Below are 12,695 nucleotides of genomic sequence, written 5' to 3' on the forward strand. Positions count from 1 at the left end.
GCGCCTGAAGTAAGCTCGGGCTCATTCACTGGAGCGCGACATGCCGAAACTCACCCGCAACCCCGCCAACCACACCGGTCGCAACCTGCGCCCTGTGCTGGCCGTTGCCGGCTGCCAGGCTGCTGCCAGCTATTACTTTGGGTATTGGTTTAGCCACTAGGCGCCGATACCCACCCGGCGCCCACCTTCGAGGGGCCGCCGAACATGAGAATACTCAAACCCCCGGTCGGCTCCCCGACCGGGGGTTTTGCTTTTCAGGCCATTGCACTTTTACCGATGCGAACCGAGGACAGATTCATGAACTACGCCACTTATTACTACGCAAGCACCTATGCCTGGCGATTTAGCCAATCCCGTTCGGGCCAGCCTGCCGCCTCCGATCGGTCCCTCACCGGTGGCAATGCTGCAGACAATCAATCAACGAATAGTCGAACACCTCGATAGGGCCGACCGCGCGGGCCAGAACCCGCCGTCCGCCCAGGGAACATACGCCATGCACGCCTCCAACCTCGCTCTGCCCCTGACCCAACCGCAAGCGGCCAACACCACCGTCAGCCAGCGCCTGCCCAGCCCGCACCTGCTCAAGCAACAGATGCCGCTGTCTACCGAACTCGCCCAGCAAGTCCACAGCCAGCGCCAGGCCATCCGCGCCATTCTCGACGGCCGCGATGAGCGCCTGCTGGTGATCGTCGGCCCGTGCTCGATCCACGACCCCCGCTCGGCCCTGGAATACGCCGACCGCCTGGCGGCGCTGAGCCGCGAAGTCGATGACAAGCTGCTGCTGGTGATGCGTGCCTATGTGGAAAAGCCGCGCACCACGGTCGGCTGGAAAGGCCTGGCCTACGACCCGCACCTCGATGGCAGCGACGACATGCATGCCGGCATCGCCCTGTCCCGTGGCTTGATGCTGAGCATGATCGAACGTGGCTTGCCGATTGCCACCGAGTTGCTGCAACCGATGGCGGCCGGCTACTTCGATGACCTGCTGGGCTGGGCGGCGATTGGCGCACGCACCACCGAATCGCAGATTCACCGGGAAATGGTCAGCGGCCTGGCGCTGCCAGTCGGTTTCAAGAACGGCACCGACGGTGGCGTTGGCATCGCCTGTGACGCCATGCGCAGCGCTGCGGCCCCGCACCGCCATTTCGGCATGGATGCGCAGGGCTACCCGGCGATCATCGAGACCTTGGGCAACCCGGACACCCACCTGGTGCTGCGCGGCGGCCATAACGGCCCGAACTACGATGCCGGCAGCATTGCCCAGGCCCGCCAAGGGCTGGCCAAGGCAGGTTTGCAGGCCCGCATCATGGTCGACTGCAGCCATGCCAACAGCGGCAAGGACCCGGCCCGCCAGCCCGCCGTGTTCGAGGACGTGCTGGCCCAGCGCCTGGCGGGTGACCGCGCGATTGTCGGCGTGATGCTCGAAGGCCACCTGTTCGATGGCTGCCAGGCGCTGGGCAAGGGCGCGCTGAAATACGGCGTGTCGATCACCGATGGCTGCCTGGGCTGGAGCGCGACCGAGAGCTTGCTGCGCGAGGCCGCAGCGCGTCTGTGAAGCGGCTACAGCAAGCCTGGCGAGACATGACCCGATCAAGTGCGCTAGGCTTGCCGTTTTCACCCCCAAGGAGCAGTAACCATGGCACGCGCCACCGCCCGTCACATCCTCGTCGCCACTGAAGACAAGTGCAACGAACTGAAAGCCCAGATCGAAGCCGGTGCCGACTTCGCTGAAATCGCCAAGGCCAACTCCACTTGCCCGTCCAGCCGCCAAGGCGGTGACCTGGGCTCGTTCGGCCCAGGCCAGATGGTCAAGGAATTCGACACCGTGGTGTTCAGCGCCCCGGTCAACACCGTACAGGGCCCGGTCAAGACCCAGTTCGGCTACCACCTGCTGGAAGTGACCAGCCGCCAGGACTGATCTGCTGATCATCGTGTCCCTTGTGGGAGCGGGTTCACCCGCGAAGAGGCCAGAGCAGGTAAACCCATTGCCTGCTCGGGCCTCTTCGCGGGTAAACCCGCTCCCACAGGTCATTTATGGGGTCGTGCTTTTGTGTATGGGCTGGATGGCCCAAGCCGCGCCCACCCACGCGTTGACCGTCTACGGCGAAGCCCCCCGCTACAGCGAAAGCTTCCGCCACTTCGACTACGTCAACCCCGACGCCCCCAAGGGTGGCCTGATGCGCCGCTCGGCCATCGAGATCGGCCAGTTCGACCATATCCTGCCCTACATCGACAAAGGCATCGGCGTCAGCGAGGTCGATGGCTGGTTGTATGCGCCCCTGGCGCAACGCTCGTTCGACGAGCCTTATACCGTCTACGGCCTGATCGCCCGGCGCATGGAACGCGGCCCCGATGACACCTGGCTGCGCTTCGAGATCGACCCCAAGGCGACCTTCGCCGACGGCAAGCCGGTGCGCGCCGAAGATGTGCGCTTCAGCTTCGACAAGCTCATGGCCGAAGGCAGCCTCAAGTACCGCACCCAGTTCGCCGAAGTCGCCGGGGTCACGGTCGAAGGCCCCCTGCAGGTGCGCTTCGACTTCAAACAGCCGCACGGCCGCACCCTGGCCCTGGACCTGGCCAGCCTGCCGGTACTGCCCGAGCACGACTGGGGTAACCGCGACTTCGCCAACGGCGCCGGTTTCGACAAGCCGGTTGGCAGCGGCCCGTACCGCATCGGGCGCATCGACAACGGCCGCAGCATCACCTTCGAACGCGACCCGAACTGGTGGGCCAAGGACCTGCCTGCCAACCGCGGGCGCTACAATTTCGAACACATCCGCATCGAGTATTTCGGCGATACCGAAGTGGCGCGCCAGGTGCTCAAGGGCGGCGGCTACGACTACAACCGCGAGTTCTCCGCCACCGCCTACACCCTGGGCTACAACGGCGCGCAGCTGGACGATGGCCGCCTGCAGCGCGACCATCTCGGCCCGGCCAAGCCGCAAGCCGCCCAGGGCTTCGTGTTCAACCTGGACAAGCCTCAGTTCAAGGACCGCCGCGTGCGCCAGGCGCTGGCCATGCTCTGGGACTTCGAATGGAGCAATCGGCAGATGATGCGCAATATGTACATCCGCCAGCAGAGCGTGTTCTCCAATACCCCGCTGGCAGCCCGCGAACTGCCGGATGCGGGCGAGCTCAAGCTGCTCGAACCGCTGCGTGGCCGGGTGCCCGACGAAGTCTTCAACCAGGTGTTCACGGCACCGGTTACCGACGGCTCGGGGATCATTCGCCCACAACAGTTGCAGGCGCTGGCCTTGCTGCAACAGGCCGGCTGGCACCCCGACGGCGATCGCCTGGTCAACGCCCAGGGTGAGCCGCTGGAATTCACCTTCCTCAACGGCCAGTCCGGTATGGAGCGCCTGCTGTTGCCGTGGAAGCGCAACCTGGCCCAGATCGGTATCACCCTGAACATCCGCAACGTCGATTCGGCGCAGTACGTGAACCGGCTGATGGCCCGTGACTACGACATGATCGTCACTGGCTATTCGGTGACCCTGTCGCCAGGCGCCGAGCTGTACAACTACTTCGGCTCGGCCGCCGCCAACGACCCGGGCTCGAACAACCTGATGGTGCTCAAGGACCCGGTGGTCGATCAGCTGATCGACGGCCTGGTGCGCGCCGACACCCAGGCCGACATGCTGCACCATGCCCATGCCCTGGACCGGGTGCTGCAATGGAACTACTACTGGATCCCCAACTATTACCCGCCCGGCAGCTCTACGGTGTGGTGGAACCGCTTCGGCCTGCCGAACGTCCAGCCCGCCTATGACGAAGGCCTCGACAGCTGGTGGGAAGTCAGCCCGACGGCGCTGACCAATGCGCAGATGGCCGAACGGCAGAGGGCCCAGCCATGACCAGCTACATCCTGCGGCGCCTACTGCTGATCATTCCGACCTTGCTGGCGATCCTGCTGGTCAACTTCGCCATCGTCCAGGCCGCGCCCGGCGGCCCGGTCGAGCAGGCGGTGGCGCGGCTGCAGGGCCTGGGCGGCGGTGCGCCAGGCTCGCGGACCGAAGTGGTACACGGCGAGTCCCGTGCCACCCGCGGCCTGGACCCGAAGCTGATCGAGGAGATCAAGCGCCAGTACGGTTTCGACAAGAGCGCCCCGCAACGCCTGTGGCTGATGCTCGGCCAGTACGCCCGGCTGGACTTCGGCCAAAGCTTCTTCCGCGGCGCCAAGGTCACCGACCTGATCCTCGACAAGCTGCCGGTGACCCTGTCGCTGGGCTTCTGGGCCACGCTGATCACCTACCTGGTGTCGATCCCTTTGGGCATCCGCAAGGCGGTACGCCACGGCAGCCGCTTCGATGCCTGGAGCAGCGCGCTGATCGTGGTCGGCTATGCCCTACCCTCGTTCCTGTTCGCGCTGCTGCTGATCGTGCTGTTCGCCGGCGGTACTTCGCTGAACTGGTTCCCGGTGCGTGGCCTGGTATCGGATGACTTCGACCAGCTCAGCCTGCTGGGCAAGGTCGCCGATTACTTCTGGCACCTGGTGCTGCCAGTCGGCGCCCTGGTGATCGGTGGCTTTGCCACCCTCACCCTGCTGACCAAGAACGCCTTCCTCGATGAAATCTCCCGCCAGTACGTGGTCACCGCCCGCGCCAAGGGCTTGAGCGAACGCCGCGTGCTTTATGGGCACGTGTTGCGCAACGCCATGCTGCTGGTGCTGGCCGGCCTGCCCCAGGCGTTGATCACGGTGTTCTTTGCCGGCTCGCTGCTGATCGAGGTGATCTTCTCCCTCGACGGCCTTGGCCGCATGAGCTACGAAGCGGCCGTGTCCCGCGACTACCCGGTGGTGTTCGGCACGCTGTTCATCTTCACCCTGGCCGGCCTGCTGTTCCGCCTGATCGGTGACCTGGCCTTCACCGTGCTCGACCCGCGCATCGACTTCGACACGAGGGCGCACTGATGCTGTCGCCGGTTGCGCGTCGTCGCCTGCAGCGTTTTCGCCGCAACCGCCTGGGCTGGGTATCGCTGTGGCTGTTCGCCGGCCTGCTGATACTGAGCCTGTGCGCGGAGCTTGTGGCCAACGACAAGCCGCTGCTGCTGAGCTACAAAGGTGATCTGTACACGCCTGCGCTCAAGCGTTACAGCGAGCAGCAGTTCGGTGGCCAGCTGCCGTTCCAGCCCGATTACCGCAGCGCCTACGTGCGCCAGTTGATCGAAGGCCAAGGCGGCTGGATGCTGTTCGCCCCCATCCCGTTCAGTGCCGACACACCCAACTACGACCTGTTGGTCCCCACTCCCAGCCCGCCGAGCGCGAGCAACTGGCTGGGCACCGACGACCAGGGCCGCGACGTGCTGGCGCGGGTGCTGTATGGCACGCGTACCTCGCTGCTGTTCGCCTTTGCCCTGACCGTGATCAGCGTACTCATCGGGGTCGGTGCCGGCGCGCTGCAAGGCTATTACGGTGGCTGGGTGGACCTGTTCGGGCAGCGCTTGCTGGAGGTCTGGTCGGGGCTGCCGGTGCTGTACCTGCTGATCATCCTCAGCGGCTTTGTCGAGCCGGATTTCTGGTGGCTGCTGGGCATCATGGCACTGTTCTCGTGGCTGGCCCTGGTCGATGTGGTGCGCGCCGAGTTTCTGCGCGGGCGCAACCTCGAATACGTCAAGGCGGCGCGTGCCCTGGGGCTGTCAGACACCCTGGTGATGCTGCGTCATGTGCTGCCTAATGCGATGAATGCGACGTTTACCTACGTACCGTTCATGCTCACCGGGGCGATCACCACGCTGACAGCGCTGGATTTCCTCGGCTTCGGCATGCCCGCGGGCAGTGCCTCGCTGGGAGAACTGGTGACCCAGGGCAAGCAGCACCTGGAAGCGCCGTGGCTGGGCTTTACCGCGTTCTTTGCCCTGGCGGTGATCCTGTCACTGCTGGTGTTCATCGGCGATGCGCTGCGCGAGGCGTTCGACCCCAGAAGATAGGTTTCAGGATTCTTCCCATGCATGACAGCGACAGCCTCAAGGACTACCCCCAGGTACGGCAACTGGCGATCCGCTCGTTGTTCGAAATCATCGAGCAGTCCAGCGAAGGCACGGTGATCGTCGACCGCGACGCACGCATTGTCTGGATGAACGAGCGCTACGCCCGGCGCTTCGGCCTGGCCGACGCGGCCAGCGCGATCGGCCAGCCGTGCGAGGCGGTCATACCGGGCAGCCTGATGCGCCAGGTGGTCAGCGATGGCCGGCCGATCCTGCTGGACATGCTCGATACCCCCAACGAGCCGCTGGTGGTGATGCGCCTGCCGATTCACGATGCCCAGGGCGCCCTGATCGGCGCCATCGGCTTCGCCCTGTTCGAGGAGCTGCGCAGCCTGTCGCCCTTGCTCAAGCGCTTTGCGAGCATGCAGCAGGAGCTGGCCAGCACCCGCTCGCAATTGCGCGCACGCCAGGCCAAGTACAGTTTTGCCCAGTTCGTCGGCAGCAGCCCGGCCAGCCTCGAAGCCAAACGCCGCGCACGGCGCGGTGCCAGCAGCGATTCGCCCGTGCTGCTGCTGGGCGAGACCGGCACCGGCAAAGAGTTGCTGGCGCATGCCATCCATGCGGCTTCGCCGCGGGCGCACAAGGCCTTCGTCAGTATCAACAGCGCGGCGATCCCGGAAACCCTGCTGGAAGCCGAGTTCTTCGGCACCGCGCCCGGCGCCTTTACCGGTGCCGATCGCAAGGGCCGCAGCGGCAAACTGCAACTGGCCGAGGGCGGCACCTTGTTCCTCGACGAGATTGGTGACATGCCCTTGGCGCTACAAAGCAAGTTGCTGCGCGTACTGCAGGAAAAGGAGTACGAACCGGTCGGCTCCAACCAGATGCTGCGCAGTGACGTGCGCATCATTGCCGCTACCTCCATCGACCTGCAGGCAGCCATGGCCCGCGGGGCGTTTCGTGCCGATCTTTACTACCGGCTGAATGTGCTGCCGATCGAAGTGCCGCCGCTGCGCGAGCGGGTCGAGGACTTGCCGGCGCTGTGTGAAGCGATTCTGGCCGAGTTGGGTAGCCAGTACGAACTGGAGCAGGATGCCCAGGCATTGCTGGCGCGGCATGGGTGGCCTGGGAACATTCGTGAGCTGCGCAACGTGCTGGAGCGGGCGACGTTGCTGGCTGACCAGCCGCGCCTTGGCGTAGCCGACCTGGTTGCGGCGCTGGGGCCATTGAGCCCGGTCGCGGGTCAGGAACAACGGATGAGCTATCGTGAGGCGTGCGAACAGTTCGAGCGCCGGCTGATTGGCGGGGCATTGGCCGAGCATTCGGGGAATGTGCCAGAAGCGGCCAAGGCCTTGGGGTTGGGGCGTTCGACCTTGTACAAGAAGATGGTTGCGCTTGGTCTCTGATTAGAGATTTGTGTTTCTTATTTGAGATTGTCGCCCGGGCTTCGCCCTCGATCGCCGACAAGCCCGGCTCCCACAGGGTACCGCGCCCCCCTGTGGGAGCCGCGCTTGCCGGCGATGGGCTGCAAAGCAGCCCCTTACCGTCTCAACATATAGACACGGCTTAAAACTGGAAGAGGATTTTCCTTTAAATTCAATACGTTACTAATTTGGCACGATTCCCGCTATCTCCCGGTCACCCATAACAACAAGACTCACCCAGGAGATCCATCCCGATGACCGTGCTCATCGCCCTCGCCGCTCTGGCCCTGCTGATGCTGGCCGCCTACCGCGGCTACAGCGTGATCCTCTTCGCCCCCATCGCCGCCCTCGGCGCCGTCCTGCTCACCGACCCCGCCGCCGTGGCCCCCGCGTTCACCGGGGTGTTCATGGAGAAGATGGTCGGCTTCATCAAGCTCTACTTCCCGGTGTTTTTGCTCGGCGCGGTGTTCGGCAAGCTGATCGAACTGTCCGGCTTCTCGCGCTCGATCGTCGCCGCTGCCATCCGCCTGCTCGGCACCCGCCAGGCAATGCTGGTGATCGTGCTGGTCTGCGCCCTGCTCACCTACGGCGGCGTGTCGCTGTTCGTGGTGGTGTTCGCGGTGTATCCGTTCGCCGCCGAAATGTTCCGCCAGAGCGACATCCCCAAGCGCCTGATCCCGGCGACCATCGCCCTGGGCGCGTTCTCGTTCACCATGGACGCCCTGCCCGGCACCCCGCAGATCCAGAACATCATCCCCAGCACCTTCTTCAACACCACCGCCTGGGCCGCGCCGTGGCTGGGGTTGATCGGCACGCTGTTCGTGTTCTGCAGCGGCATGCTCTACCTGCAGCGCCAACGCAACAAGGCCCAGCGTGCGGGCGAAGGCTATGGCAGCAACCTGCGCAACGAGCCTGAGACGGCCGCTGACCTGGCCCTGCCCAACCCCTGGCTGGCGCTGTCGCCGCTGGTGCTGGTGGGCGTGATGAACCTGCTGTTCACCCACTGGATCCCGCAGTGGTATGGCCCCAGCCACACCCTGCAACTGCCGGGCATGAGCGCGCCGGTCAACAGCGACGTGGCCAAGCTCACGGCGATCTGGGCGGTGCAGGCGGCTCTGCTGGTGGGCATCGTGATGGTGCTGGTATGTGCCTTCGGGGTTATCCGCGAGCGCCTGGCCGAAGGCACCAAGAGTGCAGTGGGTGGCGCCCTGCTGGCGGCCATGAACACTGCATCCGAGTATGGCTTTGGTGCCGTGATCGCTTCGCTGCCGGGCTTTCTGGTGCTGGCCGATGCCTTGCGCGGGATACCCAACCCGCTGGTCAACGAAGCGATCACCGTGACCTTGCTGGCCGGCATCACCGGCTCCGCTTCGGGCGGCATGAGCATCGCCCTGGCGGCCATGAGCGACAGCTTCATCGCCGCTGCCCATGCTGCCAACATTCCCCTTGAAGTGCTGCACCGGGTGGCCGCGATGGCCAGTGGCGGCATGGACACCCTGCCGCACAACGGCGCGGTGATCACCTTGCTGGCAGTGACCGGGCTGACCCACCGCGAAGCCTACAAGGACATTTTCGGTATTACCCTGATCAAGACCGTGGCGGTATTCGTGGTCATCGCCACTTTCTACGCCACCGGCATCGTCTAAGGAGTTTGTGCATGACTTTGAAAGGCAAGACGGCACTCGTCACCGGCTCCACCAGCGGCATCGGCCTGGGTATCGCCCAGGTGCTGGCCCGCGCCGGAGCGAACATTGTGCTCAACGGTTTCGGCGACCCGTCGCCAGCCTTGGCACAGATCGCCAGCCATGGCGTCAAGGTTGCCCACCACCCGGCGGACCTGTCCGAGGTGGCACAGATCGAAGCGCTGTTCGCGATGGCCGAACGGGAGTTCGGCGGCGTCGACATCCTGGTCAGCAACGCCGGCATCCAGCACGTGGCGCCGGTGGAGCAGTTCCCGCTGGAAAGCTGGGACAAGATCATCGCCCTCAACCTCTCGGCGGTGTTCCATGGCACCCGCCTGGCCCTGCCCGGCATGCGCGCGCGCAACTGGGGGCGGATCATCAATATCGCTTCGGTACACGGGCTGGTCGGCTCCACCGGCAAGGCGGCCTATGTGGCGGCCAAGCACGGCGTGGTCGGGCTGACCAAGGTGGTGGGGCTGGAAACCGCCACCAGCAATGTCACCTGCAACGCCATCTGCCCAGGCTGGGTGCTGACCCCGCTGGTGCAGAAACAGATCGACGATCGTGCTGCCAACGGCGTCGATCCGCAGCAAGCACAACAGGATCTGCTGGCCGAGAAGCAGCCTTCACTGGCCTTCGTCACCCCCGAGCACCTCGGTGAGCTGGTACTATTCCTGTGCAGCGAGGCCGGTAGCCAGGTTCGCGGTGCCGCCTGGAACGTCGACGGTGGCTGGTTGGCCCAGTGACGGGCGGCCTGGCCTGGCAACGGTCTTGCACCCGTCTATCTGCAAGGAGGCCCTATGCGCCCTAACCCAATGTCCGCGATCTTTGCCCTGACCCTGGCCGCCGCCGCTCCGGCGATGGCGGCCAGCCTCAAGGACGTCGCGCCCTATCCCGAGGCGGAAAAAGGCTTCACCCGGCAGGTCATCCACTTGCCGGCGCAAACCGATGAATCGGCCCACAAGCTGGAAATCCTGGCCGGCAAGACGCTGGAAGTGGACTGCAACCGCCAGCGCCTGGCCGGCAGCCTGGAAGAGCATACCCTCGAAGGCTGGGGCTACAGCTACTACCGCCTGGACAAGGTCGCTGGCCCGGCCAGCACCCTGATGGCCTGCCCGGATGGCAACAAGACCCAGGCCTTCGTGCCGGTGGTCGGTGAAGGCTTCATGTTGCGCTACAACAGCAAGCTGCCCGTGGTGGTGTACGTGCCCAAGGGTGTCGAAGTGCGATATCGCGTGTGGTCGGCATCGGCCGACGTGCAAACCGCTAAAGTGGAATAAATGACTCCGAGGGCCCTTCATGGGGCCCTCAACCCCAAGCATTCTCTGGAGGTTCGGCATGAACGATGTGCTCTGGCGCCCCTCCACGGCGCAGATCGAAGCCAGCCGGATGGATGCCTTCCGCCGCCGGGTGAACCTGCGCTACAACCTGCAGCTCAATGACTACGCGGCCCTGCACCGCTGGAGCATCGAGCAGCGCCCGGCCTTCTGGCAAACCCTTGCCGACTATTTTCAAGTGGCCTGGCATACCCCGCCCAGCCAGGTCCTCAGCGAAGGCGCGCACATGCCCGACGCCCGCTGGTTCAGCGGCGCCACGCTGAATTTCGCCGAACACCTGCTGCGCCGTCGTGACGACCGGCCTGCGCTGGTTTCGGTGCGCGAAGATGGCCAACGCGTGGTCTTCACCCATGCCCAACTGGCTGCCGAAGTTGCGGGCCTGCAGCAAGCGTTCAAAGCCGCCGGCATCGAGCCCGGTGACCGCATCGCTGCGGTCATGCCCAATACCTGGCAAACCCTGGTGGCGATGCTCGCCTGCACCAGCCTGGGCGGGGTCTGGTCGACGTCCTCGCCGGAGTTCGGCCTGCACGGCATCATCGACCGGTTCGGCCAGATCGAACCGAAACTGCTGCTGGTCTGCGCCGGTTATCAATACGCCGGCAAGTCGATCGACCAGGTCGACAAGATCAACCAGGTCTGCGCCCAGTTGCCGGGGCTGCAGCAGTTGATCGTGGTGCCCTATACCCGCCCGCACACACAAGCGGCTGAATTCACCGCCGCCAAGGTCAGCCTGTGGGATGACTTCTACCAGCCTGGCGGCGAACCTGTGTTTGCCTCGCTGCCGTTCGACCACCCGCTGTACATCCTCTATTCCAGCGGCACCACGGGTGTGCCCAAGTGCATCGTCCACCGCGCCGGCGGCCTGCTGCTGCAGCACCTCAAGGAACACGGCCTGCACAACGACCTGAAGGCCGACGACGTGCTGTTCTACTACACCACCTGCGGCTGGATGATGTGGAACTGGCTGGCCAGCGGCCTGGCCGTCGGTGCCACCCTGGTGCTGTACGACGGCTCACCGTTCCATCCTGGCCCCGAGCGCCTGCTCGACCTGATCGACGGCGAACGCATCCAGGCCTTCGGCACCAGTGCCAAGTACCTGGCTGCGCTTGAACAGGCAGGTCTGCAACCGGCCCGCAGCCATCGCCTGGACAGCCTGCGGCTGATCCTGTCTACCGGTTCACCGTTGTCGCCACACAGCTACGACTACGTCTACGGCAAGATCAAGGCTGATGTGTGCCTGGCCTCAATGTCCGGTGGCACCGATATCGTTTCGTGCTTCGTGCTCGGCAACCCGACCCTGCCAGTGCGACGTGGCGAAATGGCCTGCAAGGGCCTGGGCATGGCCGTGGAGGTCTGGAACGAGCAGGGCCAGCCGGTGCTCGACGAAAAAGGCGAGCTGGTCTGCACCCGCAACTTCCCGTCGATGCCCCTGGGCTTCTGGAACGACGCTGACGGCAGCCGCTACCATGACGCCTATTTCAGCCAGTTCCCCGGGGTCTGGGCGCAGGGCGACTACGCCGAGCAGCGCAGCAGCGGTGGCTGGTTGATCCATGGCCGTTCCGACGCCGTGCTCAACCCCGGCGGCGTGCGCATCGGCACGGCCGAGATCTACCGCCAGGTGGAAAAGGTCGAAGAGGTGCTGGAAAGCGTGGCCATCGGCCAGGACTGGCACGGCGATGTGCGCGTGGTGCTGTTCGTGCGCCTGCGCGATGGCCTGCACCTGGACGACGCCCTGCGCCAGCGCATTCGCCAGGTGATCCGCCAGTACACCACACCGCGCCATGTGCCAGCGGTGATCGCCCAGGTCAGCGACATCCCGCGCACCATCAGCGGCAAGCTGGTGGAACTGGCCATCCGCAACGTGGTGCACGGGCTGCCGGTGAAAAATACCGACGCCCTGGCCAACCCGCAGGCGCTGGAGCAGTTTCGTGACCGCACGGAGTTGCGCGATCAGGCATAATGGCGCCCTTTTTTGCCCCGAAGCACAGGTGTACCCATGAAAGCTCAAGCCCGCCACATCCTGGTCAAGACCGCTGACGAAGCCGAAAAGCTCAAGCAGCGCATCGCCAACGGCGAGGCCTTCGACGTGCTGGCGAAGAAGTTCTCCACCTGCCCGTCGGGCAAACGCGGCGGTGACCTGGGTGAAGTACGCCCGGGCCAGCTGGTCGGCGCGATCGACCAGGTGATCTTCAAGAAGCCCCTGCGCGTGGTGCACGGGCCGATCAAGAGCAAGTTCGGCTACCACCTGGTGCAGACCTTCTATCGCGATTGATAGCCACGGGCCACCTAGCATTTTTGCCAGTTGCCCCGTGTTCGCGCATTCCATACAACTC

General features: G+C 64.9%; 11 protein-coding genes. All 11 read left to right on the forward strand.

Annotated features, from left to right (window positions below; genetic code table 11):
* Nucleotides 1-493 precede the first annotated feature (493 nt).
* The gene (locus tag F6X59_RS18745; RefSeq protein WP_152957516.1) at nucleotides 494-1,555 is read left to right on the forward strand and encodes a 3-deoxy-7-phosphoheptulonate synthase; all 1,062 of its coding nucleotides are present in this window, start codon (nucleotides 494-496) and stop codon (nucleotides 1,553-1,555) included.
* Nucleotides 1,556-1,636: 81 nt separating this feature from the next.
* Nucleotides 1,637-1,918 (forward strand): peptidylprolyl isomerase, encoded by a 282-nt coding sequence (locus F6X59_RS18750; protein WP_054884552.1) that lies wholly within the window; start codon nucleotides 1,637-1,639, stop codon nucleotides 1,916-1,918.
* 7 nt (nucleotides 1,919-1,925) lie between these two features.
* Nucleotides 1,926-3,854, forward strand: coding sequence for an extracellular solute-binding protein (locus tag F6X59_RS18755; protein WP_372240451.1), 1,929 nt, complete (start codon nucleotides 1,926-1,928; stop codon nucleotides 3,852-3,854).
* Nucleotides 3,851-4,909: a microcin C ABC transporter permease YejB gene (locus F6X59_RS18760; protein WP_152957518.1), complete on the forward strand. Its 1,059-nt coding sequence runs from the start codon at nucleotides 3,851-3,853 to the stop codon at nucleotides 4,907-4,909. The genes F6X59_RS18755 and F6X59_RS18760 overlap by 4 nt, the downstream gene beginning before the upstream one ends.
* Nucleotides 4,909-5,925, forward strand: a complete 1,017-nt coding sequence (locus F6X59_RS18765) for an ABC transporter permease (protein WP_152957519.1) — start codon at nucleotides 4,909-4,911, stop codon at nucleotides 5,923-5,925. Before F6X59_RS18760 ends, F6X59_RS18765 begins: the two co-directional genes overlap by 1 nt.
* Before the next feature lie 17 nt (nucleotides 5,926-5,942).
* Entirely contained in the window at nucleotides 5,943-7,325 is a 1,383-nt protein-coding gene (locus tag F6X59_RS18770) for a sigma-54-dependent Fis family transcriptional regulator (RefSeq protein WP_152957520.1), read from the forward strand.
* A 272-nt stretch (nucleotides 7,326-7,597) separates the two neighbouring features.
* Nucleotides 7,598-8,989, forward strand: coding sequence for a GntP family permease (locus F6X59_RS18775; protein WP_152957521.1), 1,392 nt, complete (start codon nucleotides 7,598-7,600; stop codon nucleotides 8,987-8,989).
* Between the two features lie 11 nt (nucleotides 8,990-9,000).
* Nucleotides 9,001-9,771 (forward strand): 3-hydroxybutyrate dehydrogenase, encoded by a 771-nt coding sequence (hbdH, locus tag F6X59_RS18780; RefSeq protein WP_152957522.1) that lies wholly within the window; start codon nucleotides 9,001-9,003, stop codon nucleotides 9,769-9,771.
* Between the two features lie 54 nt (nucleotides 9,772-9,825).
* Nucleotides 9,826-10,305 carry a serine protease inhibitor ecotin gene (gene eco, locus F6X59_RS18785; protein WP_152957523.1) on the forward strand — a complete coding sequence of 160 codons (480 nt, stop codon included), beginning with the start codon at nucleotides 9,826-9,828 and terminating at the stop codon, nucleotides 10,303-10,305.
* Between the two features lie 58 nt (nucleotides 10,306-10,363).
* Nucleotides 10,364-12,322: an acetoacetate--CoA ligase gene (locus F6X59_RS18790; protein ID WP_152957524.1), complete on the forward strand. Its 1,959-nt coding sequence runs from the start codon at nucleotides 10,364-10,366 to the stop codon at nucleotides 12,320-12,322.
* A gap of 36 nt (nucleotides 12,323-12,358) precedes the next feature.
* Nucleotides 12,359-12,634 (forward strand): peptidylprolyl isomerase, encoded by a 276-nt coding sequence (locus F6X59_RS18795; RefSeq protein ID WP_008095636.1) that lies wholly within the window; start codon nucleotides 12,359-12,361, stop codon nucleotides 12,632-12,634.
* Nucleotides 12,635-12,695: the final 61 nt, after the last annotated feature.

Origin of the sequence: Pseudomonas sp. MN1F (genome assembly GCF_009391885.1) — a bacterium.
GTDB lineage: Bacteria > Pseudomonadota > Gammaproteobacteria > Pseudomonadales > Pseudomonadaceae > Aquipseudomonas.